At 39.0% G+C, this 24,783-nt stretch carries 28 protein-coding genes; all 28 read right to left on the reverse strand.

Features of this window, described 5'->3' with window-relative positions:
• Positions 1-51: 51 nt before the first annotated feature.
• Complete coding sequence (locus tag VCHSUH03_RS04015; protein ID WP_105094144.1) at positions 52-474, reverse strand: hypothetical protein; 423 nt, start codon at positions 472-474, stop codon at positions 52-54.
• Between the two features lie 147 nt (positions 475-621).
• On the reverse strand, positions 622-1,071 hold the full coding sequence (locus VCHSUH03_RS04020; RefSeq protein WP_105094145.1) for a hypothetical protein: 450 nt from the start codon (positions 1,069-1,071) through the stop codon (positions 622-624).
• 171 nt (positions 1,072-1,242) lie between these two features.
• Positions 1,243-1,674 carry a hypothetical protein gene (locus tag VCHSUH03_RS04025; protein ID WP_105094146.1) on the reverse strand — a complete coding sequence of 144 codons (432 nt, stop codon included), beginning with the start codon at positions 1,672-1,674 and terminating at the stop codon, positions 1,243-1,245.
• A 59-nt stretch (positions 1,675-1,733) separates the two neighbouring features.
• The gene (locus VCHSUH03_RS04030) at positions 1,734-2,222 is read right to left on the reverse strand and encodes a hypothetical protein (RefSeq protein ID WP_105094147.1); all 489 of its coding nucleotides are present in this window, start codon (positions 2,220-2,222) and stop codon (positions 1,734-1,736) included.
• Between the two features lie 20 nt (positions 2,223-2,242).
• Positions 2,243-3,115 carry a hypothetical protein gene (locus VCHSUH03_RS04035; protein WP_105094148.1) on the reverse strand — a complete coding sequence of 291 codons (873 nt, stop codon included), beginning with the start codon at positions 3,113-3,115 and terminating at the stop codon, positions 2,243-2,245.
• Positions 3,116-3,153: 38 nt separating this feature from the next.
• Positions 3,154-4,044 (reverse strand): immunity protein YezG family protein, encoded by an 891-nt coding sequence (locus VCHSUH03_RS04040; RefSeq protein ID WP_105094149.1) that lies wholly within the window; start codon positions 4,042-4,044, stop codon positions 3,154-3,156.
• A gap of 161 nt (positions 4,045-4,205) precedes the next feature.
• Positions 4,206-4,970: a DUF3969 family protein gene (locus tag VCHSUH03_RS04045; RefSeq protein ID WP_105094150.1), complete on the reverse strand. Its 765-nt coding sequence runs from the start codon at positions 4,968-4,970 to the stop codon at positions 4,206-4,208.
• A gap of 75 nt (positions 4,971-5,045) precedes the next feature.
• Complete coding sequence (locus tag VCHSUH03_RS04050) at positions 5,046-5,294, reverse strand: hypothetical protein (protein WP_105094151.1); 249 nt, start codon at positions 5,292-5,294, stop codon at positions 5,046-5,048.
• Positions 5,295-5,600: 306 nt separating this feature from the next.
• Positions 5,601-6,077: a helix-turn-helix domain-containing protein gene (locus tag VCHSUH03_RS04055; protein ID WP_105094152.1), complete on the reverse strand. Its 477-nt coding sequence runs from the start codon at positions 6,075-6,077 to the stop codon at positions 5,601-5,603.
• A gap of 62 nt (positions 6,078-6,139) precedes the next feature.
• Positions 6,140-7,447, reverse strand: coding sequence for a glutamate-1-semialdehyde 2,1-aminomutase (hemL, locus tag VCHSUH03_RS04060; protein ID WP_105094153.1), 1,308 nt, complete (start codon positions 7,445-7,447; stop codon positions 6,140-6,142).
• 9 nt (positions 7,448-7,456) lie between these two features.
• A complete protein-coding gene (gene hemB, locus VCHSUH03_RS04065; RefSeq protein ID WP_105094154.1) occupies positions 7,457-8,431 on the reverse strand; it encodes a porphobilinogen synthase in 975 nt (324 codons plus the stop codon).
• A 91-nt stretch (positions 8,432-8,522) separates the two neighbouring features.
• The gene (gene cobA / locus VCHSUH03_RS04070; RefSeq protein ID WP_105094155.1) at positions 8,523-10,037 is read right to left on the reverse strand and encodes a uroporphyrinogen-III C-methyltransferase; all 1,515 of its coding nucleotides are present in this window, start codon (positions 10,035-10,037) and stop codon (positions 8,523-8,525) included.
• A complete protein-coding gene (gene hemC, locus VCHSUH03_RS04075) occupies positions 10,034-10,972 on the reverse strand; it encodes a hydroxymethylbilane synthase (RefSeq protein WP_105094156.1) in 939 nt (312 codons plus the stop codon). The genes cobA and hemC overlap by 4 nt, the downstream gene beginning before the upstream one ends.
• A 4-nt stretch (positions 10,973-10,976) precedes the next feature.
• Positions 10,977-12,248 carry a glutamyl-tRNA reductase gene (gene hemA, locus VCHSUH03_RS04080; protein WP_105094157.1) on the reverse strand — a complete coding sequence of 424 codons (1,272 nt, stop codon included), beginning with the start codon at positions 12,246-12,248 and terminating at the stop codon, positions 10,977-10,979.
• Positions 12,217-12,864, reverse strand: a complete 648-nt coding sequence (locus tag VCHSUH03_RS04085; protein ID WP_105094158.1) for a precorrin-2 dehydrogenase/sirohydrochlorin ferrochelatase family protein — start codon at positions 12,862-12,864, stop codon at positions 12,217-12,219. The genes hemA and VCHSUH03_RS04085 overlap by 32 nt, the downstream gene beginning before the upstream one ends.
• Before the next feature lie 57 nt (positions 12,865-12,921).
• A complete protein-coding gene (locus tag VCHSUH03_RS04090) occupies positions 12,922-13,707 on the reverse strand; it encodes a YlmH family RNA-binding protein (protein ID WP_005385583.1) in 786 nt (261 codons plus the stop codon).
• Positions 13,708-13,709: 2 nt separating this feature from the next.
• Complete coding sequence (gene proC / locus VCHSUH03_RS04095) at positions 13,710-14,504, reverse strand: pyrroline-5-carboxylate reductase (RefSeq protein WP_105094159.1); 795 nt, start codon at positions 14,502-14,504, stop codon at positions 13,710-13,712.
• 26 nt (positions 14,505-14,530) lie between these two features.
• Positions 14,531-15,028 carry a cell division protein SepF gene (locus tag VCHSUH03_RS04100; protein ID WP_105094160.1) on the reverse strand — a complete coding sequence of 166 codons (498 nt, stop codon included), beginning with the start codon at positions 15,026-15,028 and terminating at the stop codon, positions 14,531-14,533.
• A 51-nt stretch (positions 15,029-15,079) separates the two neighbouring features.
• Positions 15,080-15,766: a YggS family pyridoxal phosphate-dependent enzyme gene (locus tag VCHSUH03_RS04105; protein WP_105094161.1), complete on the reverse strand. Its 687-nt coding sequence runs from the start codon at positions 15,764-15,766 to the stop codon at positions 15,080-15,082.
• A gap of 130 nt (positions 15,767-15,896) precedes the next feature.
• Positions 15,897-16,751, reverse strand: coding sequence for a peptidoglycan editing factor PgeF (gene pgeF, locus VCHSUH03_RS04110; RefSeq protein ID WP_105094162.1), 855 nt, complete (start codon positions 16,749-16,751; stop codon positions 15,897-15,899).
• Between the two features lie 9 nt (positions 16,752-16,760).
• Positions 16,761-18,488: a radical SAM protein gene (locus tag VCHSUH03_RS04115; protein ID WP_105094163.1), complete on the reverse strand. Its 1,728-nt coding sequence runs from the start codon at positions 18,486-18,488 to the stop codon at positions 16,761-16,763.
• Positions 18,489-18,625: 137 nt separating this feature from the next.
• Positions 18,626-19,345, reverse strand: coding sequence for a DUF421 domain-containing protein (locus VCHSUH03_RS04120; protein ID WP_024066652.1), 720 nt, complete (start codon positions 19,343-19,345; stop codon positions 18,626-18,628).
• Positions 19,346-19,357: 12 nt separating this feature from the next.
• Positions 19,358-19,819, reverse strand: coding sequence for a DUF3290 family protein (locus VCHSUH03_RS04125; RefSeq protein WP_105094164.1), 462 nt, complete (start codon positions 19,817-19,819; stop codon positions 19,358-19,360).
• A gap of 123 nt (positions 19,820-19,942) precedes the next feature.
• The gene (locus tag VCHSUH03_RS04130) at positions 19,943-20,452 is read right to left on the reverse strand and encodes a hypothetical protein (protein ID WP_005380336.1); all 510 of its coding nucleotides are present in this window, start codon (positions 20,450-20,452) and stop codon (positions 19,943-19,945) included.
• 144 nt (positions 20,453-20,596) lie between these two features.
• Positions 20,597-21,604, reverse strand: a complete 1,008-nt coding sequence (gene ilvC, locus VCHSUH03_RS04135) for a ketol-acid reductoisomerase (RefSeq protein ID WP_004695212.1) — start codon at positions 21,602-21,604, stop codon at positions 20,597-20,599.
• 184 nt (positions 21,605-21,788) lie between these two features.
• On the reverse strand, positions 21,789-22,574 hold the full coding sequence (locus VCHSUH03_RS04140; protein ID WP_105094165.1) for an ABC transporter ATP-binding protein: 786 nt from the start codon (positions 22,572-22,574) through the stop codon (positions 21,789-21,791).
• Between the two features lie 11 nt (positions 22,575-22,585).
• Positions 22,586-23,074: an acetolactate synthase small subunit gene (gene ilvN / locus VCHSUH03_RS04145; RefSeq protein WP_105094166.1), complete on the reverse strand. Its 489-nt coding sequence runs from the start codon at positions 23,072-23,074 to the stop codon at positions 22,586-22,588.
• Positions 23,074-24,783 carry a biosynthetic-type acetolactate synthase large subunit gene (ilvB, locus tag VCHSUH03_RS04150; protein WP_105094167.1) on the reverse strand — a complete coding sequence of 570 codons (1,710 nt, stop codon included), beginning with the start codon at positions 24,781-24,783 and terminating at the stop codon, positions 23,074-23,076. The genes ilvN and ilvB overlap by 1 nt, the downstream gene beginning before the upstream one ends.

Raw genomic sequence — 24,783 nt, forward strand, 5'->3', positions numbered from 1 at the left:
GCTGATTAAAGATAATCAACTATCTGTTTTTTGATTTAATATTATTATATTCTAAGGTTGACTGATGACTAGCAACTCCCAATTCCCATCATATGGTCGGGTATAAAGTAAATCTCCACCAAATTGTGCAAAGCCAAATTGATAAGAAATTATCCTTGAATCAGATACTTTACCTATCATCTCATTACCTGTAATAGCTTGTAATGGAGGAATAATTAACTCTACAGTCTTTTCTTCTGAAAGATTAGATTTAAAGCGGATATGATTTCCCCAACCACCACCTTTCATACGTCCACCTTCACCTATTTCAGTAATCTCTAGCTGGTTATTCTTTTGTATTAGATCTTTAGCAACTGTAATAAAGTTATTTACTCGTTCACGATGAAATGGTCGTTGCATTGAATCTCTAATATTAATAGTTACAAAAAGAATAGCCACCACTACTAAAAATATTAATAACATCTTCTTTCTCATATAACCTCACTTATATATAGCATAATATAAAATAAAGTATACTTAATATAAAAGAAATCCCTAAACGGGTTCTTATATTATATTAAATAGTCTTCATATTTTGATATGCCCATATACGTAACATTTTATAATTGGAAAACTTACATACTATTCTACTGCACAAAATTCTTGAGATTTATCATCATAATAAATTTTCCATTTGGACATTGCCAATGGAATATTTTCATCGTAATAATCTCGCCCTTTCCAAATCGAACTATTTCTAAAATAAGAGTAACCAGTTTTGACTAATTCTGTATCTAAACAAAATTCACCAGCTAGACAAATATTATTGTCTAAAAGCAAAGTTCGAACAATTAGGGCTTCATAATCCCACCCTTCGAAGAGTAAATAGTCAAAATAATTAAGTGCTATATAAGCATCCCATCTATTATTTAAAACAATTAACTTAAATAATTTATTAATCAATGTATAGTTGGGAGACATATAATATTCGTCACTCAAAAGAAATTGATATATTTGTTTTATTCTATTGTCATCTAGTTTTTTAGTCTGATCAATATCAACTAAGTCAAGAAAAATATCTAAAGAATCCATAAAAACTCATATGTCACACTACTTACAGCATTAAAGATATAAGCATGAACACTATTGGTAATCAGCCAGTCGCAAAATTCTCTCTATAAAATCAACAGTCGTTCCACCTAATTAAAGTCTTATTATTTTATATTGAATACACAAAAAACATCTTAGAATGAAGACATTTAATTATAAATGTAATAGCTCTAACCAATTATTACGTGTCAACACTACAATATATCCATTATCTTTCGTATTCTTTGTTACGTAAATTCTATATGATGGATTTTCATATACAAACCTATTTTCATTTTGATCAACAAGCTCCCAATTTCCACTTAATGGTTTTATAGATTTGATATCCATATGCTGTAAATCCTGCTTTATATCAATTGATCGGCCTATTGATATAAGATTTCTTCTATTAGAATCATACGGTTCCCCATCGATTATATAGTATTCTCGCGGAAAAGCTGTATTTAAGGCTTGCGTCAATTCCATTCTAGACTGCTCAACAGCATCATTAAATAAAAACTTATAGTTTAGTCCACAAATTAGCCATACGCTAAAACAGCCTATAAATATATACCAACCAACAGAATAAATTGTTTTAACTTTCATCCCTCAAAGTCCTTTATACAGCCTATATACTATTTCTATCGAGTAGAGTAGCTAGAGAATTAAAGATATTCCCAGTTGTCACTTTCAATTAAACGCCGATATCTTATAGGTACATTCTCATAACCATCTATTACCTTTATTCTTCCAATAAAATCATCATATTGTTTTCCATCTATATTAAATTTAAGATTTACAAATATATAGTGATCTAAATATCCATCATAAATAATATATTTTTGTTGAACATGGTCTACTTGACCAATAAAAATTTGATGATTATTAATTGATTTGTATATATGATAATTTTCTGATTCTAAGGAGTTTATCAGTTTATATGACTTTATACCAGATGCTATTCTAATCATTTGTCTATAATCATACAAAATGCCTTCATTATTTAACTGAACTAAATAATCAGGCTTTATCCCGACCACACTGCCTAATTCAGCATGAAAAAACCAGGAATTCACTAGAAAGTAGATTCCAATTAAAAACAGAGAAAAAATATTTCCTAATAGGCTAATTATTAGTAATCGTTTTTTCCACATCTGCTAATCAACCTCTACTTTCATTCCAAATAGGTTTCTAACCCCATTTTATGTTCTGGCTTTAAACTCATACTCTCTCGTGCAGTAACTAACTTAATAAACAATTCTTCTATAACGTTCTTATCATCCTGACTAAATTGACTATAATGATCTATAATTATAATTTTATCTTTTAATTGTTCATCATGATTTTGTTCATTTATTAGTTCATTAACGCTATACTCTTTAGATCTACTAGAAATCGGCTCATTAAGAAAATTATAATCTAATAAGTTATTAGAATAATACTTCCATACAGTACCTGTTTCTAAATCTATCTTTGTAATACTACCAAAATCAACATTATAAAATATATTGTTAGAAATTTTATACGTATCAATTTTCGATAATTTAGATCCTGTAGCTAAATTATAAATCCCACGGGTTTCGTAAGAGAAAAAGAATGGAAATCTAATTATATTGCCTTCCTCTATAGGAATTCTTTCCCTAAAGTCAGCATAAAATTTACTTTTCCAAACATCCTGTTCCGCATCAGAGAAACGACTAAATTCCGGATATACATTAGTAATGTCATCTATTCTGATTTCATTAGGTGGCTCTTTATGTAATATAAATATATGATCGTTGTTTAATTCATTATATACACCAATACCATTTGTAGTTATATAATATATTTTCCCTCGTACTTCATCAAAACCAAGAACATTAGAAGCAATTATATTAGTTGGATCTTTGTAATATATTATACTTCCCCTTAAATCCAAATAGTGGATAAATGGGTGTATAAAATTTGTAGCAAAGAAAAGCCAAACACCCAAAATAGTACCTACTACTATAAAACAAGAAAGACCTATTCTCTCAAGCCATTTTTTTGCATTTCTTCCTATCTGCATGAAAGCTCATCCAATCAATTTCATCAACGAACTTAAAATCATTTATCTACATAAGTTAGCTCTAAAGATACCTCACCACTAGAGGTTAATGTATATACTAAACCAGAGAATGGGTTTTGATTATAGAATTTAAAAGTCTCAATCATCGCTAAAATTTCATTTTTTAAATCATACATAACTTCCAAGATAATAGCTGGCTCTTTATCATTATTTTCTACATACTTTGTAATATATGAATCATTCTCAGTTTTATAAACGAAAAGCTCTACAGAGGGATTATCAACATTCATCTCAAAGTATAATTTAGCACTATGCCAATTTAAAGGCGTTAATTTGTATATATTTTGGGCCACTTTATTATAATGTTTCTCAAGTTCTGACTCTAAGCTTTTATGCTTTAACTTAAACGCCTTATCAATGGCAGTATAATTTTTTGCTAATACACGAGATTCCATATCTTCCAATAATAAAATACCTCGTAGACCTTTTAGCATTTCTTTATATATATGAGGCTCAAATTCATCTTCTCTAGCTAAAACACCAAAATTCTGATATTCCCACTTATATCTATTTTGAAGCCAGTAATCATCAGATACAGGATCATTATGAAATTCACAATGTGGCTCATAATCATCACGCGAAACATACATTGTTCCCCATGTCCATGGATCTTCAGATACATTATGTAACAAACGTACATTTGTTAAGATTTTATTAATACTCTCATTTATAGAATTTACTTTTTCAGTACTGCAATTATATAATAAATCGCCATAACTAATTATTGACCCAGCTGGAGTCTTTACATAGTACTCAGCTGAAGTCATTGATCCAGTTGCTGTACTCTCAAAGTATAAATAAGCCTTATACCAATGCTTAGGCATACACTCAATAAGTAAATCTCTTATATTATTAATATATGTATTCATACATGCTCCTGTTAATTATTAGTATTTAGCACCATGGTTTGAGTTCATTAGCATTTTTCTAAAGTTATATAAAGCCTCTTTTGAAAAGCCTTCTAGCTTAGTTTCCTTAATTAATAATCATAAGTATATAAACAGCTTGAAAATCTTCTAGAATCTAGAATCTATAATCCCAAGTCTATAAACTCCCCTGAGACTTTAATCTGCCAAAACATCCCTTTAGTGGCTTTTAAATCAATGCCTGTTTCCAACTTGTCAGAACTCACATCATAAAATGGTAATAATACCTGTAGTGATGCTAATTTTGCTTTCATAGTAATTAAATCTTTACTTAATTGCCCGGATATATTAGTATCGGCTATCTCCTGTAAATTGGAAATACATGCTTGAAGATCTTCATTCTGAATACGTTCACACGTATATATTTCAGACAAATAGGTCTGTTTAATACAACTTAAGATTGATTCAGAAATGAATTCTGGTTTTTGTAAGACTTCATACAGCCCCAACAAAAACAACGCCCAAAATATCTCCTCTACATAATCGGTAAAGAAATAGATACCAAACTTCTTTTCATCATGTGTAGAAATCTTTAACGCTTCAGATAAAGTATTCCCCTCTAACTCCCGTTCTATTAAAGCAATCCAACTACTGCATTCAATATCATCTAACGTATCATTTAATGCCGGTATAGGGATCCTACGAGCCATCCACTCATCAACATCCTCTAAACTCATGCCATCACCAATTATATTTAACAGTTTATCGGACAGATGTGCTTTTCTACACATTAATCGAGTTAACATACTAAATATGTAATATTCTATAATGGTCAAGTCAATATAATTTCGTCTATATGCTTTAACAGCGCCCAATATAAAGACCATTAAAAATGTATCTAAGCTTTTTTTATTTTTAAAATAGATCATATTTATACCTCTATCCACTAATTTATTCTAGGTTTTAATCTATAGATTCATCATTAACCCCTTTTACTTAGTGAATTATAATAGTCCATTATCCAACAGCAATCCCAACAAAGTAAATATTTCGAAAAATAATAAAATACACAAAATAATCCTTACTACACGTCTCACTATAGGCTTAGCAGGAGCAAAAGATTCTATGCTATCATGATTCCCAATCAACTCAGGAATACAAATAAACGCAATAGTAAGACCTATAGCCTGAATTGCACCTCTAACCTCATAATTTGCATTATATAAATTTACAAAAGAATCAAAGAACTCCATTTATATATTGAATCTCCTTATAGTTACAATCATCATATCTACTAACTATTCAATACACTTCTATAATCTAATTATATATTAAACAAACTTATAGGTACAACGGATATTTTATGATATTTAACTTAATTTTATATTTATAACACAAAAAAAGATGCTCCTACATGTATAGTGCCCTCAAGTCACTCTTCATACATATAGGAGCATCCTTTTAATTAGTTAGGAAATATATCAAGGAATAGCCAATAGATACAACTTCCTTATCTAGATCCTAAAGGAAATTCAGGATCTGGTTCATTAGTCATGCGGTTACTTAGAGTCTTGCGGTTTTGTGCTACGACGCGCAGCAAGAGTTCCCGCATGAGATGATAGGCCAGCCCGATTGATATGTGGGTTCCCATGTTTGTACGTTTTTGGCTTGCTACTTTTATCTTCTACCTTTGATTTCTCAAATTTAGTAAATAGATTATCTAGCTCGCGCAGAAGCGCACGTTTTTGTGAGTCTTTCAACTCGAATACGTCACCTTTATAGGCGATGTATTTATTTTTGAGTACAGGACTGAGATCATAGATGGGCTCGTGTTGTTCTCCATTTACATCTAGCAGCTCATCCAAGGTCAATCCATAATAGCGAGACAGGGCACAGAGTGTATCTAAATCTGGTTCGCGATACCCTGTTTCGTAGTTTGAAAGCGCCGCATTACTGATACCTACGGCCTTTGCTACTTCGATTTGGCTTTTGCCCATGCGCACGCGAGCACGCTTTAAGTTCTTGTAAAACTGCATGTTCATCACCTACATCGATACATAAACAACTACAAACTATATACTTTTACAATAATGTATCACTAATTCTTTAATGTATCACCGATTTTTTTGAAAGCTTCATCAGCTACTGCCAATGTGCGTTCGATTTCACTGCTCTTATGGCAGATAGATACGAAGTTACTTTCATAAGGACTTGGCGCATAGTAAATACCATGGCTCAAGTTATGATGGAAGAACATTTTAAAGTGTTCTTCGTTGCAAGCTGCTGCATCATCGAAGTTCTTAACTGGTTTATCAGTGAAGAAGATAGTGAACATGGAGCCTACCCGTTGCACTACAACAGGCACATTGTATTGAGCAGCCAAGCGTTCAAAGCCTTCACAAAGGGCAATGGTTGCGTCTTCAACTTGTTTGAAAATAGTTGGGTCTCTTTGCAAAATAGAAAGTGTTGCAAGACCAGAGGTAACGGCAATTGGATTACCGCTCAAAGTGCCAGCTTGATAAATAGGACCAGCTGGTGCAATTTGGTTCATAATCTCACGAGCACCACCAAATACAGCAAGAGGCATGCCACCACCAACGATTTTACCAAGGCATGTAAGGTCTGGTTTGATATTATAACGTTTTTGTGCACCGCCGCTGCTAGCGCGGAACCCACACATAACTTCGTCAAAGATCAATAATGCACCGTAAGCCTTAGTCACTTCGCGCAAGGTTTCAAGGAAGCCTGGTTCTGGAGGCACACAGCCCATGTTGCCTGCTACAGGTTCTACGATGATAGCCGCAATAGTGTCTCCGATCTCGTCGAATAACTTGCGAACCGCATCAGAGTCATTGTACGGCAAGGTTATGGTGTTTTCTGCTACACCTTGAGGAACACCAGGACTATCTGGCACGCCAAAGGTAGCAAGGCCAGAGCCAGCTTTCACCAAAAGCGCATCACTATGACCATGATAACAACCAACAAATTTTACGATACGATCGCGACCAGTATAGCCACGAGCTACGCGCAAGGCACTCATAGTTGCCTCTGTACCAGAGTTAACGAGGCGGATAACCTCCATAGATGGCATAAAGGCTTGTGCCTTTTTCGCCAATTCTGTTTCTAGTAATGTAGGCGCGCCGTAGCTAGTACCGCGAGGAATCGCCTCTTGCAAGCTAGCGATAACCTCAGGGTTCGCATGACCCAAAATCATAGGACCCCAGCTCAACACATAGTCGATGTATTCGTTGTTATCGATATCATAAATACGGCTGCCGCTAGCACTGCTGATAAACGGAGGGTTAGAACCTACACTGCGGTAGGAACGAACCGGACTGTTTACGCCGCCTGGCATATAACGTTTAGCCTCTTCAAAGGCCTTTTCAGATTTACCGAGTTGGAACATGGTTTCTCCTTACTTTTGTAACCATTTAGCAATATCTATAGCATGGTACGTAATGATGATTTTAGCACCAGCGCGCTTCATGGAAAGCATTGTTTCCATAACGAGGCGTTCTTCGTCGATAAGACCAGCTGCTGCAGCAGATTTAACCATTGCATATTCACCAGACACATTGTATACCGCTACAGGCAATTCATAGCGGTCACGTGTTTCGCGAACAATATCCAAGTAGGATAAAGCTGGTTTAATCATGATAATATCTGCCCCTTCAGCGATATCCAGCTCGATTTCTCTGAAAGCTTCCAAGCGATTAGCTGGGTCCATTTGATAGGATTTGCGGTCCCCAAATTTAGGTGCGGAGTTAACGGCACCACGGAACGGACCATAGTAAGCGGATGCGTATTTCGCTGCATAGCTCATAATAGATACATTAGTATAGCCTGCCGCATCAAGGGCTTCACGGATAGCACCTACACGGCCATCCATCATATCGGATGGAGCCACCATATGAGCACCTGCTTCTGCTTGGCTTACCGCTACTTTACAAAGCAATGGCAATGTTTCATCATTTAAGATTTCATGATCATCAATCATGCCGCAATGGCCTGTTGTTGTGTATTGGCACAAGCAAACATCAGCTACCACCAATAGGTTTGGCACAGCTGCACGGATGGCTTTGATAGCTTGTTGTACAGGTTGGGACATATCCCATGCAGAGGAACCTTGTTCGTCCTTATATGTAGGAATACCGAAGATTTCTACCCCAAGAATACCAAGATCATATACCTCTTGAGCCATTTTTACAGCTTCATCAACGGATAAGTGGTATTGGCCTGGCAATGTATCGATATCTTTTTTGATACCTTCACCAGGAACAATAAATAATGGGTAAATTAAATCAGTTACGTCGAGTGTCGTTTCCCGTACCAAATCACGCATTTCTGGATTGATACGCAAGCGGCGAGGACGGTATGTTAAATCGTACATGTGATCCTCCTATAGGCCCTATAGGGCTCATTAAAATATTAGAAGCTAGCTCATATGAGATATTGTTATTCCCTAAACAGAAACAACCTTATTAAGCCTTAGCATCATTTATAATAGTGTTAACTAAGCCATCAGTTGTATATACATCGCTGATGACAGCAGGTTTAAGACCTGCACTCATAGCCGTAGCAGCTGTGATAGGTCCGATGCAAGCAATCTTAGTATTGCCTAATAGTTTCAATGCATCATCGCCTAATAGTTGGATTGTATTAGTTACTGTAGAGGAACTTGTAAACGTAATGTAGTCTACCGTACCTGCAGTTAATGCATTTACTAATGCTTCTTGTTGAGATGTGTCTTGTGTTGTTTCATATAAACGCAAGATATCTACATCTATATCGTGATGACGCAAAGAGCGCGGAATTACATCGCGAGCTACTTTTGGTTGGATGAGCAATACGGAATCCCCTGCTTTGAGTTCTTCTTCAAGAGCCTCTACAGCAGATTCAGCTTTGTAATCTACAGGAATAATATCTGGAACGATACCGTATTTTTGAAGCTCACGAGCTGTAGCACAGCCAATTGCTGCCACTTTAGAATTACCTAAAGCACGTGTATCCTTGCCTTCTTTATAAAGTGCATCGAAGAAGTAACGAACCCCTTCACCAGATGTGAATACGATGCATTGATATTGTTTTGTATTATTGATGATGCGACGATCTTCATCAAACAACTCTAATGGAGATGTTTTAATCGCTGCCGCTTCTACTACATTAGCACCTTGAGCCGCTAATTTTTCACGGAATGCACTAGCTTGAGAGCGAGCGCGTGTCACAACAACAGTTTTGCCAAATAACGGTTTATTATCGAACCATTGTAATTTTTCACGAAGGTTAACTACATCTCCTACTACGATGATAGCTGGCGCTTTTAGTTGTGCCTTTTCTACGTCTTCTACTACATGTTCAAGGGTAGATACGAGAACTTCTTGAACCGTTTTTGTACCCCAACGAACAAGCGCTACTGGTGTAGAAGCTGGGCGTCCATGAGCAATCAATTTTTCTGCAATGGTAGGTAAATTGCCAACACCCATTACAAAGCAAAGTGTATCAACGGCTGTAGCAAGGCCTTCCCAATGAATACCAGATACTGCTTTAGTTGGATCCTCATGACCGGTTACAACAGCAAAGGATGTAGCCATAGCGCGTTGTGTTACAGGAATACCTGCATAAGCAGGTGCTGCAATTGGAGATGTTACGCCTGGTACGAATTCAAATGGTACACCAGCTTCCCCAAGAGCCATCGCCTCTTCACCACCGCGACCAAACACGAGTGGATCACCGCCCTTTAAGCGTGCTACAATTTTGCCTTCTTTACCTTTTTGAACTAACAGTTCATTAATTTCCCATTGGTGCATTGTGTGATCTTTACATTGTTTACCGGCGTAAATCAACTCTGCATCTGGGCGAGCCCATTCTAACAAATGAGCATCTGCTAAATAGTCATATACAATTACATCAGCTTTTTCAATGCATTCGCGACCTTTTACAGTAATGAGCTTAACATCGCCAGGGCCTGCACCGATTAGATATACCATACCTGTCATTTTATGATTCCTTCCTCTATGAGAGCATCCACAATATGTTTGCCCCCTTCTTCATATAAGGCTTTTGCAAGGTTTTTACCAAGAATTTCAGCTTTCTTTGCTGGGCCAGAAATTTCTCCTTCGTACACAGTTTTACCATCGAGGGAGGCAATCATGGCCTTTAAGGTCAATTGACCTTTATTGATAGTACCATGTACCCCCATCGGCACTTGGCAACCACCATTTAACTGACGCAAGAAGCTGCGTTCCCCTTCAACAGCATAGCGTGTAGCTTCGTCGTTAATAGGAGCTAGCATTTCAAGCATTTCCGTATCGTCAGCGCGACACTCGATAGCAAGTGCCCCTTGACCAACAGCAGGAATCATTTCATCCGCTTTAAATACTTGGGTAATTTGATCATCTAAGCCTAACCGTTTAAGACCGGCTTGTGCCAAGATAACGCCATCTAGTTTTTCTGTTTCAATCTTGCTCAACCGAGTTTGTACATTACCGCGGATAACCTCGACCTTAAGGTCAGGACGGACATGTAATAATTGCGCTTGACGACGCAAGCTACTTGTACCGACGCGAGCACCTTCAGGCAATTTATCTAATGTTTTATACACGGGGCTCACAAGCGCATCGTAAGGCACTTCACGAGCAGAGATAGCACCAAGAGTTAGCCCTTCTGGTAACTCTGTAGGCATATCTTTCAAGCTATGTACGGCGATATCAATGTCGCCTTTATGCATGGCCTCTTCTAGCTCAGCAGTAAATAAACCTTTACCACCCACTTGAGCCAGTGGTTTTTCCAAGATGCGGTCCCCTTTTGTATTAAAGTGAACTAGCTCAACCGTAATATTTTGGTACAGACGCTGTAACTCTGCACTAATATGTTCAGCCTGCCATAGGGCAAGGGCACTTTTTCGCGTGCCGATTCGAATATGGTCTCTCATAGCCTTACCCTTCTTTCTCAAGATTAAACATATCTTTGAATAAATCCCAGTACAAACCTTCTTCCTCTGTACCAGCGATTTCGTTAAAGTGAATCATCGGTTCACGCAACATTTTGCGAATGATCATGCGACTCATTGAGTCCATAATGCGGCGCTCCTTATCTGAAATATCAGGTAATTTCGCTAATGCGCGATGTAACTCACGACGGCGAATGCGTTCTGCTTTTTCCGTGAGCAATGCCATCATAGGGCGCACCGTCAAATAGCTCAATTTGTCTAATAGTTCTTCAATAGCATCGTGAATGATCGGCTCTGCACGACGAGCTTCTTCTTCGCGCTGTGCCTTATTTTCTTCAACTACACTTTCAAGAGAGTCGATATTAAACAGGTAAATACCTTCCATATCTGCTACGGCAGGATCGATATCGCGTGGTACCGCAATATCAATCATAACGATTGGCTCACCTTTGCGAAGGGAGGTAATTTTCTTTGCTTCACGTTCAGTAATAATATAGTGCGGCGCCCCTGTAGATGTAATGAGGATATCCGCATCTTTAGCATAATCTACAAAGTTATCGAGCTTAACAGCTTTACCATTAAATCGCTCTGCTAGAGCTTCTGCCTTGGTAAAGGTTCTATTGGATACAAAAATCGTTTTTACGCCCTTTGCTTGTAGGTGCGTTGCGGTCAACTCACTCATGGTACCAGCACCTAAGATGAGCACCGTCGCTTCAGATAATGGTTTATCTAGGCTGTCCTCCGCAAGGTTAACAGCAGTGTAGCTAACGGATACAGGCGTATTAGCAATACCTGTGTTCGTCCGTACCTTTTTACCAACACTAATAGCGCGTTGGAATAAGATATTAAAAATTGTGCCTGTACAACCTGCGCTATAAGCCTGAATATAAGCCCCTTTTAATTGGCTCAAAATTTGACCTTCCCCCAATACAAGGGAATCAAGACTTGCAGATACACGGAATAGATGTTCAATGCAATCTCGCTCTTCATAGAAGAAAAAGGCATCTTCATCGATGTGGTCGGCACCTTTTAAATCCTTTAACACAGCCAGCATATATTCTTTAGGGAACTCTACACCTTCTAAGGCCGCATAGATTTCAGTTCTATTGCATGTAGACAATATAACGCATTCTGCTACACAGTCGAATTCATAGAGGCGGTTTAGTGCTGAAGCAACCTCGTCCTTATCAAACGAGAAACGTTCACGTACCTCAACAGCGGCACTTCTATGATTTAGACCTAATACCACTAATTTCATGGTCAAGTTTCTCCTCTATAGTCATCCACTCTCCCTTGAGAATGGCTTCAAAAGTTTCTACGGTCAGATGGTCTCGCCAAAATTTCTGTCGAGCCTCTGGGGTAGGAAGTAGTAACTTTACTTCTTCTCTAAATATTTTAAGTCTAGGCATAGCCTTTTGCAACTGGCCATAACGATTCATCATATCTTGCTTTACGAGGCGATTGATACGAGGTCCTACGTTATTAGCGCTAATAGCGATATGAAGATCACCCAGTTCAAGGGATGAAGGCACAGTAAATCTGCACGCCCTAGGGGCGTCACTGCGATTAGTCCAAACGCGGTGTTTTTTCCCCATATCATATAACGTATCGTTTAATTCGCCATTATCTGTGCAGATAAAGAACAAACTGCTCGTTATAATGTGGTGTTCATCATCCATTGTGAAAGCACGGTCGTACCACGTGATACGATTATCCTTTGCCCATTGGCAAATCCTATCTGTTACAGTGGGAGCAATTACGACAATGTTGCACGGCTCATCAATAAAGAGCTGTATTCGTCGCTCTGCTACCTCTCCGCCGCCTACGAATAGGATTGTATCTTCTGTTGTAGGTTGAAATGTTATGGATACCATGGCTGTCCTACTATATATAAAAAAATCGGCTTGATGGTCAAGCCGATTTTCAATTGCCTACATGAATCGTTTCAGATATACGCCGATACGCCCCTTACGAGATGTACCTGTAATGGCTTCTACCTTCATTCGGCCACGACCACGCATAGAAATCACATCCCCTTCTTTAACTTCTTGGGATGCCCCCTTAGCTGGTTGCCAGTTTACTTGCAATAATCCTGCATTTATAGCGCTTACCAATTTAGTACGAGACACGCTAAAACCAGAACTTGCCACCGCATCTAAGCGCAAAGAAGCAACTGTAGTGCGGACTTCTTTAATTTTTTCTTCTTTTGGTGCAATATCTGATAGGTCAATAGCCTCTACAGATACAGAAACCATAGCGATTTTTGTGAAGTTTTGAATCACGAAGTCTGCTACGCTTTCATCCACCAAAATTTGAGCGCCCCCTTGTTGAACGATAACGTCCCCAAATTTGGAGCGATCAATGCCAAGGCCCATCAAGGAGCCTAGCACATCACGATGGGTAAGCAGTCGGAACCGTGGGTCCCAATTTACCTTAAGGGCGCGAATGCCCATGTCCACAGTACCGTTAAAGTCGCTATCTACAAAGGCGATACGGATACGTTCCGCCCCTTCATAGCCACCGTCTGTCTTAACGATAAGCTGTGGGTAGTTAGCCTTGATTGCGTCTGCAATGACAAGACCTGCAGGGCTCGTAAAGTCCGCCACGCGATAAGGGCGACCTTTTACAACCTGCTCAGCCAAGTCTAGCATGCGGCGAGCTTCCTCACCGCTGCCACTGGCTTCAAAATATCGTATTAATTTACTAGTATCTGCCAAAATTATTTCCCCAATTCATTTGACCGAGCAAGACATGCTACTACGCCATCTTGGAGAGCACTGCGAAGTCCACCTTTTTCCATGGCACCAATACCAGCGATGGTCGTGCCACCTGGACTTGTTACTTGATCTCGTAGTACTGCTGGATGATTACCACTTTCAAGAGCCATCTTACCAGCACCATACATCGTTTGAGCCGCAGCCTTGATAGCCAACTGACGAGGCAAGCCTATGCGAACCCCTGCATCAGCTAAGGCATCTAGAATGACGAACATATAGCCAGGGCCCGCACCAGATAGTGCACCTAAGCGGTCCAAATCGGCTTCGCTCACCACGGCTACTTCGCCAACAGCCTCAAACAAGGCTTGAACATCGCGGCCAAGGTCTGTATTCACATCATCACCAGCAAGAGCAGTCATACCAGCACCGATAGACGCCGGTGTATTTGGCATGGCTCTAAACCAGTTAGCTTGTGGAATCGCCGCATCAAGGGTATCTAAGGTAATCCCTGCCGCAACGGAGATCATAACAGTTCCATAAGGTACTTCTTTTAAATCCTCTAGTACAGATGGTAACACTTGTGGTTTTACAGCCAATAGAATGGTATTGTACTCATGTACATTAGGCATAGTCGTAAAGCCTACTACACCAAGCTCCTCTGTAAGAGCCTTACATTGTTCTTCACGACGCACCAGAATGTGTGTATCACTTGCTTTCAACACGCCATGCTGTAATGCACCGCGCAATAGAGCGCCACCCATCGAGCCAACGCCGATACATAAGGTTTTACCTAACATAGTTGTCACCACCGTTTATAGAGAAATTATTTGTTTTCCCAAGCGTATTCGTTTTGCTCAGCTTTGTTACTTTCATTATCAGAATAATCAATGGAAATGTTTACAGGTACGCACATGAAAATGTCCTTACCAACCTTTTCCAATTTGCCATCCAATGCAAATGTCGCACCAGATACGAAGTCCACAATACGCGCTGCTTCATGAGGATCTGTATTTTCAAAGTTAATCAATACAGGACGCATGTCGCGCAATTGATGTGTAATATTTTCAGAATCTTCAAATACTTTTGGTTCAATTACAACTACTTTCATAGCTGTTGGACGTTGTGTCATCGTAGATTGGCCTCCTACCTTGCGTGGATGAAATTCAGATGCGCCGGATACTGGAGCTACTGGAGCTACTGGTGTAGGTTCCGCTTCATATTCCTCTTCATCTTCATAGTCATAATCATCATATTCATAGTCATCATCATTTTTGCCTAAGAATAAGTTTTTTGCTTTGTCTAAATAATCTCCCAATGCCATTTGGATTTCCTCCTAATACATAACGCTACCGATTACTAGGCAACCCGAGCCTTAATAATACACACGTTCCCCAAAAATTGCTGTGCCTACACGAACGATGTTAGCCCCTTCTTCTAAAGCGACTTCAAAGTCGTGAGTCATCCCCATAGATAAATATTGAATCTGCCCTTCTTCAAAGTAGCCCTTCATATCCTCATACAAGGCGTTTGCTACGCGGAAGATTGGACGTGCTTCCTCTGGATCATCGAAAAATGGTGCCATACACATTAAGCCCCGAACACGGACATGAGGTAATGTCTTTGCATAGTCTCGTATTTCTGGAAACTCTTCAACGGTCATGCCTGTTTTAGATGCTTCACGAGCTACATTAACTTGCAATAACACATCTTGCACCTTATCGTGCTTGGCTGCAACCTTTTCGATTTCATCTAATAATTTACGGCTGTCTACAGAATGAATTAAATCAAACATAGGCACCGCTTGACGCACCTTATTGACCTTTAAATGACCAATCAAATGCCATGTCAATTGTGGACCTTTATAGGTAAGCTGTTTTTCTTTAGCCTCTTGTACTCGATTTTCCCCCACATGAGTAACACCGAGACGTGCGACCTCTTCCACCGCTGATACAGGGTGGTTCTTAGTAACAGCTACTAATAATGCTGTATCTACGCGACCAACGCGCGCCATAGCATCTGCCATGCGCTGCTGTATAGCGTGTAGGGATTCTTCAATCATGTGATTCCCCTTCAATCTATATTTAAAAACCATAAAATATATTTGTATAGACTATTCTATTATATAGTATTTATTATTGATTGTACATCATTTAGGTCTTATAAAGCCTATAAATCTATGTATGTATATACTACCGTTCTTGTAGCATACCAAATAAAGCCATGCGACCTGTTTTACCAGATTCCCGACGATAGGAATAACAATCTTTATCTGTTACTGTATCGGTACCGCCAATAGCGATATTTTCTTTAGGCACACCATTCACCATAAGTCCTTCGGCGATAAAGTTCCATAAGTTGATATAGGCTTTATCTAGTTTATCACCTGGATAGTTTACAATATCAGCCACACTGCGGTCAGTCATACCACGCCAAGCTAATTCAAAACGTTTTCCTAACTCTACATCAACTTCAAAGGATTCTGGCCCAATGCTAGGTCCAAGATAGATATAACAATCTTTGAACTCCGTACCATAAGCTTCTTTCATAGTCTCAATAGTAAGAACTGGCAAATGTCCTATCGCTCCGCGCCACCCTGCATGTACCGTAGCGATAGCGTGATGCTTAGCATCATAAATACCTACAGCTACACAATCAGCAGTAAATAAAAATAGTGGTACATTCGGTAATTTTGTAAATACAGCATCACAATCGGCTATGGCTGTATCCTCTCCCAAGGCTCCCGCACCAACGAGATCTTCTGTGATTTCTACAGCTTTTAAACCATGTACTTGATTACCACAAGAGATTCGCTCTGGTTCAACACCTAAATATTCAGCAACAATAGCACGGTTTTCACGAACATACTTAGGCTCATCCCCTACGTGAAATGCTAAATTTAGTGATTTATAGGGCTCTTGAGATACACCACCATGACGGTACGTATCACCTATTGTAATAGGAAAACGATCTGCCCAATTAGGAGTTTCATAAGACCAAGTACCATGAGGTCCTTTAACATCTATACGTTTTACAGATTGATTCATAAGTGCCTCCTATTTACATACACCACATCGCTTACAGCCTTGTACACATGGCGGTGTATACGCTTCATCCACAGAGCGCTTCCATTCCATTTCAAGATATCCATCGTCCATCCCCATGTCGAGGTGACTCCATGGTAAGAATTCATCAAAGCTTCGTTCACGATAGTTCATCTCGTCCATATCTAGGCCTGCTGCCTTCATTTCAGCCTTGAAAGACTTACTGCCACGATCTGCTGCACATGCCGCAAGAACAGCGCCAAGACGGCGATCACCACGAGCTAGTACACCTTGGATATATGCCTCTTTAGGTGATTCAACGAGCACCTCGATACGACGATTCTTTTGCAATGCTTTTTTAATATATTGAAGTTTTTTCTCTACCGTTTTTTGATTATCCATAGCCATCCATTGGAATGGTGTAAAAGGCTTTGGAATAAATGGATTGATACTGAGTGTTAAACGACCTTTACAGCCCACCTCTGCCATATGGGATTGCGTCCGTTCTGCCAGGCCTACGATGGCTTCAATATCCTCGTCTGTTTCCGTAGGCAACCCAATCATGATGTAGAGGCGCATGTGTTGGATGCCAGACTTAGCAGATAAAGTAGCAGCATTTTTCAAATGTTCTTCGCTAATCCCTTTATTAATAACGCGGCGCAACCGTTCACTGCCCGTTTCTGGAGCAATGGTAATCGTCTTTTGACCGCTATCTGCCAAGCCATCTACTACGGCTTGCGTCAAAGAATCTGCTCGCAAAGATGCACAAGAATAGCGCATATCTTTAGAACGAATATAAGTAACTAACTCATCTACCTCTGGATAATCAGAAATAGCGGCCCCCATAAGGCCTACCTTTTTACCTAATTTCTCTGCTCTATCTACGCCTTCTTTTAATATGTCTAAAGGTCGTACGCGCGGTACACGGAAACAATACCCGGCCATACAGAATCGACAATGACGGCCACAGCCTCGAGCTACCTCGATGATATACATGGCGCCAAACTCGGTGAAATTCGTAGCAATTACCGTTTCACCTCCACTCGTTAGAGGCTCAAAATGGCGTCGTATAGTTTTAGGTGCACCCTCTGCTATATCATAGCCAACAAAACGCTTATTATCGTCATATTGAGGGGTATATAAAATAGGTACATATACACCATCAATTTGAGCTAGTGCAGAAATCGTTTCTTCTCGGCTTTCACCATTCTCACGACCCTTGCGAATTCGTTCTAACACAGCAGTAACGATACCTTCCCCTTCACCGATGATGAAAGCATCGATAAAATCGGCAAAGGGCTCAGGATTAAATGTCGCACAAGGTCCTCCGGCAATGACGATAGGATCAAAGCCAGTTCGATCTTCGCTCATAACAGGCACACGCCCATGTCGTAGCATTAATGGGATGTGAAAATAGTCCATTTCAAAAGTTACATCAAAAGCAACTACATCAAACTGATGCATAGGTCGTTGCGTTTCAACACTCATAAGCGGAGTTTTCGTCTTATCATAGGCATCTAGTTCCTTTTTCTCAGGTAAGAATATCCGCTCGCATACACTAGCTGGACACAAATTGATTTCCTCATAAATAATGTGGAGGCCTAGATTACTCATGCCTACAAAATATGTATTAGGATAGACGATAGCTACCTTTTGCCCTGCATGAGGGTTTACCGTTACCCGACTATCTTCGTCTTTATATAATGCTTGTAATCTATCAATTAAATCTTTACGATTCACTAATTTCCTTTCTATATAAGCCCACTACGAATAGTGGGCTTAAAAACATTTTATATATCGTTTGTATGTCTATATTTGTATGTCTATAAGAGTAGTATATAATACTTATCTTAACTATACTATAAGACCAAGAAACATTACAATTTAGATTTCAATTTATCCTTTGTATGAGAGGTCTTATCTTTAAGTGTTTTTACAATTTGAGGGCGATGTTTTTTTTCATAAGGGTAAATAACAACTTCCCCATCTTTGTATTCTGCAATGTATACCTCCTTAATTTTATAGCCTTGCTTTTCAACTTCTTCTTCTAGCCAATCCTGGCCTTTTTCAATTACATCTAATGTAAAATGGTTAATTTGACCATCATCAATAAGGTCAAATTTAATATTCTCATCACTAAATTGAACTACGCTGAGCTGACCATTTTGCTCCAATACAGCACGCTTAACATCCGTAACATATTGAACACCTGCTGTACGAAGCTTTAACTTAAGCTCCGCCGCTTGAATGCCATAACGCATACATTCTTCTGTTAAGATATGACCTTTTTCAATAACAATTACAGGATGTCCATCCAAAATAGTTTTAAAGAATCGGAGATTTCCTTTTAAGAACTTAAGCGTCATTACAAGTATAGTCCATAAAATGAGGACTAACATAAACTGTAAAATACCGATTTGGTCATTGTAAATAATGGCACCGATAATACCACCAAGTACATAGTTTTGTAATTGGTCCAAAGCAGAGGTTGGCGCTAAGTTGCCCTTCCCCATTAAGTTGATTTGTAAGATAATCGCCAAGAGACCGATGGCGAGTTTGGCAAAGACCATCCCATAGACGGCCATAGCTTCTGTCATTTACGTTCCTCCTTATGGTAATACGTCCGCTTTATCATGAATACGATCTGTTGGGCTCATCTTATACACACGAGTAATTGTATAGGTTGTAAATTCTGGATTAAACTGAACCTCATAATAATCATCGCTTACCTTTAAAATCATACCATTGCGAATTTTTAAGGAGTTAACCGCTAATTGCTCACTTGGTACAGAACGATCAGCACTAAAAGAATGTAAAAATTGAGCCATACGAGAAGAGTCTTCAGAGTATGTTTTCATTCGGTTATATTCTTGATACTCCAGTCCTAAGAAAAACACTACAACTAAAGACAAAATAACCAATAAATCACGATAGCGATTAGTAAAACCATTTCGCAATACCTGTACACCTAGAACAAGCAGTGCTAAAAGAATGGCAACAAAAACGATAAAGCCCCATGTTTGGCCTGTCACAGCCTGACTTTCAACATAGGCCAACGTGTAAAAATCCATATTGTTCCCCTTTCATATATTATTCTTTATTATATCACAAATAAATATGCTAATAACCAACAACGACTTATAAAAAATAGAGCTACCACAACGATAGCTCTATTAAACAGTTTCTATACTAATTTATTTACATTCACGGTACACGATGATATAAGCATGGGTATTCGCTGTAAAACCAGATTCTAATTCTAGTTCAACTTCTAAAACGGCATCGTCAACGTCACCTTTATAATACGCCTTACGTTGTTCCGCGGAATAGAAATACATAGCCGCATTATATTCATTACCTGCTTGTACAGGAATTGTGATGGTAACAGGCTGTGTTTCAACATTCTTTGTTTTAGTACCCACATTATCCGTCGTGTAATATACGGATTCAATGGTATGTTCTCCTGGTGTTAATGCCACAATGACTTGACCATATTGACCAGTTTTATGATCAATAGTAGAAAGGTCCTTACCATCAACCTTTACAGATTTACCATAAATATGAAGAATCGCTTTATTAGCATTCTCTTGTACAAATTGTTGTTCACCGGCTTGTCGTTTTTTATTGAACTTCATAAATACGGCAAATAAAATGGCCCAAATGACTGCAACCGCCACGATGATAATAATAGTTGTAGAACTCATAGTATCTCTCCTTATACCAAAATATACTACACTGACTCTACGTTAACTATATCATACGTACTTGTATTACTCAATAAAAAGCGACCCCAAATGGGGTCGCTTTCAGTAAGTCTATGCTTATTAAGAAATTACTAATGTAATCTCTTATTTCAACCAGCTCATCAAGTTGCGAAGTTCTGCACCAACTGGTTCGATTGGATGGTTAGCAGCTGCTTCACGATGTTCTTTAAGGAATTTTTGACCATTTTTAGAATCAGCCAAGAATTCGTCAGCGAATTTACCAGATTGAATATCAGCCAAGATTTGTTCCATAGCTTTTTTAGTATCTGCAGTAATTACGCGAGGACCTGCATGGTAGTCACCATATTCAGCAGTGTTGGAAATGGAGTGGCGCATTTTTTGGAAGCCACCTTCGTAGATAAGGTCTACAATCAATTTCATTTCATGCAAGCATTCGAAGTAAGCGTTTACAGGTTCATAACCAGCTTCTGTTAATACTTCGAAACCAGTTTTGATCAATTCAGTAACACCACCGCACAATACAGCTTGTTCACCGAAGAGGTCAGTTTCAGTTTCAGATTTGAAGTTAGTTTCCAAGATACCGGAACGTCCACCACCGATACCAGAAGCCCATGCTAATGCAACTTCTTCAGTATCACCAGATGGATCTTTTTCTACAGCGTACAAGCAAGGAACACCGGAGCCTTCTTGGTATGTACGACGTACTAAATGACCAGGACCTTTAGGAGCTACCATGAATACGTTGATGTCTTCACGAGGTACGATTTTACCGAAGTGAATGTTGAAGCCGTGAGCAAATGCCAAGTATGCACCTTGTTTTAAGTTAGGAGCGATATCTTGTGCATATACGTCTGCTTGTAATTCGTCTGGAATCAATACCATAACGATGTCAGCACCTTTAACTGCTTCTGCAGTTTCTTTTACTGTAAGGCCTGCTTCTTCAGCAGCTTTCCAGCTAGAAGAACCGCCACGAAGACCAATTGTTACGTCCATACCATTTTCTTTTAAGTTCAATGCATGAGCATGACCTTGAGAACCGTAACCTAAAACTGTAATTTTTTTGCCTTCCAATTTGCTCAAATTACAATCTGCATCATAATAAACTGTAGTACCTAAAATTTTACCTGCCATACTAGACAACCTCCAAAATATATTCAATAGAATATTTAATATATATACTGTACACAATCTCACAAATAAATGCAAGATTTGTAGTGTATATCGTAATTTATCGAATAGTCAAATAGACTAATCTACAACTTAAATTTGTACCCTTTTTGTATTAAGAAAAAATGAATTATCCCATTTTTAGCTCTTATTTAACTATAATCCATGGGCGATTTTTCTCCCATACAACAGATACATCAATACCAAATACATCGCTTAGAATTTCATCTGTTAAGATGTCCCGCTTCTTGCCTTTATATACAATGAGGCCATCTTTAATAATAGCTACATGTGTAATACTGGGCATAATCTCTTCAATTTGATGAGATACATAAATAAAAGGCTTATGCTCCTCTCGTGCCATATTCTCAACAGTTCTTAAGAATTGCTCACGAGCAGGCAAATCAAGTCCAGAACAAGGCTCATCTAAAATGAGTAAATCTGGATTAGCCATAATAGCCCGTGCTAGTAAAACACGGCGCTGTTCACCAGCAGATAGTGTATGAAATCTATGGCCTTCCAAATAGGACAAACCAAACTCAGACAATAATTGCAGTCCTCGTTCACGTACTTCAGGCTCTACCTGTTGATAAATACCAATACTATTAAAAGCACCAGAAATAACAACATCTTCTACGACTTGTTTATCCAAGGTGGACTGGAATTGACCAAGTGCTGAACTAACAAAGCCTAATCGAGCCTTGATCTTAGGCCATGCATATTTGCCAAATTCATGACCAAATACGCGTAATAGTCCTGTTGTAGGAATTTGGTAAGCTGGAATCATGCTGAGCATCGTCGATTTACCAGCCCCATTAAGACCTAATAAGGCCCAATTCTCCCCTTCTTCAACATGCCAATTAATGCCTTTTAAAATTTCCCGGCCGTCACGACGAAACTTGACGTCTTCATAATGGAGTAATTCACTACTCACACAACCATCTCCTAAATCTTTTCTCCACGGCTCATTGCGGTAATGCCAGTTTTGGCAATTTCAAGGACACCATAAGTTTCCATAATTTGAATGAAACCGCGTAATTTTTCTACGCTACCAATTACTTCAATAATCATAGAAGTAGGAGAAATATCGAGTACATTGCCACGATATACATCGGCAATTTGTACAATTTGAGATCGTGTTGCAGCAGTTGCTTTTACCTTGATAAGCATTAACTCACGGCACACCACATCATGATTTTCAAAAACTTTAACTTTTACCACATCAATGAGCTTGTAAATTTGTTTTTGAATTTGGTCTAAGATGCGATCATCTGCCTCAACGGTGAGGGTAATACGAGCGTAGCCTGGTGTATTTGTAATACCAGATGTCATCTTTGTAACATTAAAACCACGACGGTTAAAGAGTGCCAATATACGTGCACCAATGCCTGCTGTATTTTTTGCAATTACTAAGACTTGATGTTCTTTCGCCATTATAGCACCCCTTTCTTGCCCATCATACCACTTACGGTACCGCCAGCTGGAATCATCGGCAATACATTATCTTCTCTTGCTACACGGCAATCCAAGATGATACTTTCATCAGATGTAATGAAAGATTTAAATTCTTTATTGAAATCCTCTACATTATCGATGCGAGCGGCTTTCAAATCAAAGGCATCTGCCAATTTCAAGAAGTCTGGACTCACTTCCAAATCTACATAGGAATAACGGCGGTCATTAAAGATTTGTTGCCATTGACGAACCATGCCAAGGTAACCATTATTAATGATAACAATCTTAATTGGTAAATTATATTGGCGAACCATCATGAGCTCTTCGAAGGTCATTTGGAATCCACCATCACCAACAACAAGGATAACTTGCTTATGAGGTGCCCCCACTTGAGCCCCAATTGCAGCTGGTAAACCATAGCCCATGGTACCTGCACCACCAGATGTAACAATGGTATGAGGCTTTTTATGAGTTAAGAATTGAGCCGCCCACATTTGATGTTGGCCTACGTCTGTTACAATAACTGCATCCTCTTTGGCAATCTTGTTAAGTTCAGATAATACGTATTGTGGATGTAATACACCATCTTTAGATTCAGGAATTACCATAGGATATTCCGCTTGCCATTCACGAATTTGTCCGATCCACGCTTCATGAGTTGTAGGTTCTACAAGCGTATTAAGTTCAGATAAAACGCGCTTCAAGTCACCTACAATTGGTACGTTAATAGTAACGTTTTTATCAATTTCTGCTGGGTCGATATCGATATGAATGATTTTAGCTTTTTTACAGAAGAAATCTGGATGACCTGTAATGCGGTCGTGGAAACGAATACCGGCTGCAATAACAAGGTCTGCTTCTTCTGTACTATTATTAGCCGCTACAGAGCCATGCATACCCACCATACCAAGAGCAAGCTCATGGTTACCTGGGAAACCACCAAGGCCAACTAATGTATTTGTTACAGGAATTTGAGCCTTTTCTGCCAATTCTTTTAACTCATCCATAGCGCCAGATTTCAATACACCGGCACCGGCAATGATGAGCGGACGTTTCGCATTTTTAATGAGTGTAGCCGCTTTCTTAATTTGCCCTTGATGACCTTTATAGGTTGGATCATAACCTTCAAGATGGATAGATACTTCATATAATTTATTGTATTCTGTCATGGATATTTTTTCTGTTTGAACATCCTTTGGAATATCAATAAGAACAGGTCCTGGACGACCTGTACTAGCAATAAAATACGCTTCTTTGATGATGCGAGGTAAATCGCGAATATCTTGAACAAGGTAGTTATGTTTTGTAATCGGCATGGTAATACCTTGGATATCTGCTTCTTGGAAGGAATCCTTACCAATAAACGGACGACCAACCTGACCAGTAATGGCCACCATAGGTACAGAATCCATGTAAGCAGTCATAATACCTGTAACAAGATTAGTTGCACCAGGACCGGACGTAGCAAGGCATACGCCTACTTTTCCAGATACGCGTGCATAACCATCTGCTGCATGGGCTGCACCTTGTTCATGACGAACAAAATAATGCTTAATTTCAGGGAAGCTATAAATTTCATCATAAATTGGAATTACCGCGCCGCCTGGATAACCGAACATGTCGGTTACACCAAGGCGATGCAATGTTTCAAGGACAATGCGTGCCCCATTGATTGTTTCTGCGCTCAT

The sequence above is a fragment of the Veillonella infantium genome, from assembly GCF_002959895.1.
Classification (GTDB): Bacteria; Bacillota; Negativicutes; order Veillonellales; family Veillonellaceae; genus Veillonella; species Veillonella infantium.

Bases quoted from the DNA above. Each gene is read 5' to 3' on its own strand.
- VCHSUH03_RS04015 (WP_105094144.1), bottom strand. From the start codon at position 474: ATGAGAAAGAAGATGTTATTAATATTTTTAGTAGTGGTGGCTATTCTT.
- VCHSUH03_RS04020 (WP_105094145.1), bottom strand. From the start codon at position 1,071: ATGGATTCTTTAGATATTTTTCTTGACTTAGTTGATATTGATCAGACT.
- VCHSUH03_RS04025 (WP_105094146.1), bottom strand. From the start codon at position 1,674: ATGAAAGTTAAAACAATTTATTCTGTTGGTTGGTATATATTTATAGGC.
- VCHSUH03_RS04030 (WP_105094147.1), bottom strand. From the start codon at position 2,222: ATGTGGAAAAAACGATTACTAATAATTAGCCTATTAGGAAATATTTTT.
- VCHSUH03_RS04035 (WP_105094148.1), bottom strand. From the start codon at position 3,115: ATGCAGATAGGAAGAAATGCAAAAAAATGGCTTGAGAGAATAGGTCTT.
- VCHSUH03_RS04040 (WP_105094149.1), bottom strand. From the start codon at position 4,044: ATGAATACATATATTAATAATATAAGAGATTTACTTATTGAGTGTATG.
- VCHSUH03_RS04045 (WP_105094150.1), bottom strand. From the start codon at position 4,970: ATGATCTATTTTAAAAATAAAAAAAGCTTAGATACATTTTTAATGGTC.
- VCHSUH03_RS04050 (WP_105094151.1), bottom strand. From the start codon at position 5,294: ATGGAGTTCTTTGATTCTTTTGTAAATTTATATAATGCAAATTATGAG.
- VCHSUH03_RS04055 (WP_105094152.1), bottom strand. From the start codon at position 6,077: ATGCAGTTTTACAAGAACTTAAAGCGTGCTCGCGTGCGCATGGGCAAA.
- hemL (WP_105094153.1), bottom strand. From the start codon at position 7,447: ATGTTCCAACTCGGTAAATCTGAAAAGGCCTTTGAAGAGGCTAAACGT.
- hemB (WP_105094154.1), bottom strand. From the start codon at position 8,431: ATGTACGATTTAACATACCGTCCTCGCCGCTTGCGTATCAATCCAGAA.
- cobA (WP_105094155.1), bottom strand. From the start codon at position 10,037: ATGACAGGTATGGTATATCTAATCGGTGCAGGCCCTGGCGATGTTAAG.
- hemC (WP_105094156.1), bottom strand. From the start codon at position 10,972: ATGAGAGACCATATTCGAATCGGCACGCGAAAAAGTGCCCTTGCCCTA.
- hemA (WP_105094157.1), bottom strand. From the start codon at position 12,248: ATGAAATTAGTGGTATTAGGTCTAAATCATAGAAGTGCCGCTGTTGAG.
- VCHSUH03_RS04085 (WP_105094158.1), bottom strand. From the start codon at position 12,864: ATGGTATCCATAACATTTCAACCTACAACAGAAGATACAATCCTATTC.
- proC (WP_105094159.1), bottom strand. From the start codon at position 14,504: ATGTTAGGTAAAACCTTATGTATCGGCGTTGGCTCGATGGGTGGCGCT.
- VCHSUH03_RS04100 (WP_105094160.1), bottom strand. From the start codon at position 15,028: ATGGCATTGGGAGATTATTTAGACAAAGCAAAAAACTTATTCTTAGGC.
- VCHSUH03_RS04105 (WP_105094161.1), bottom strand. From the start codon at position 15,766: ATGATTGAAGAATCCCTACACGCTATACAGCAGCGCATGGCAGATGCT.
- pgeF (WP_105094162.1), bottom strand. From the start codon at position 16,751: ATGAATCAATCTGTAAAACGTATAGATGTTAAAGGACCTCATGGTACT.
- VCHSUH03_RS04120 (WP_024066652.1), bottom strand. From the start codon at position 19,345: ATGACAGAAGCTATGGCCGTCTATGGGATGGTCTTTGCCAAACTCGCC.
- VCHSUH03_RS04125 (WP_105094164.1), bottom strand. From the start codon at position 19,819: ATGGATTTTTACACGTTGGCCTATGTTGAAAGTCAGGCTGTGACAGGC.
- VCHSUH03_RS04130 (WP_005380336.1), bottom strand. From the start codon at position 20,452: ATGAGTTCTACAACTATTATTATCATCGTGGCGGTTGCAGTCATTTGG.
- ilvC (WP_004695212.1), bottom strand. From the start codon at position 21,604: ATGGCAGGTAAAATTTTAGGTACTACAGTTTATTATGATGCAGATTGT.
- ilvN (WP_105094166.1), bottom strand. From the start codon at position 23,074: ATGGCGAAAGAACATCAAGTCTTAGTAATTGCAAAAAATACAGCAGGC.
- ilvB (WP_105094167.1), bottom strand. From the start codon at position 24,783: ATGAGCGCAGAAACAATCAATGGGGCACGCATTGTCCTTGAAACATTG.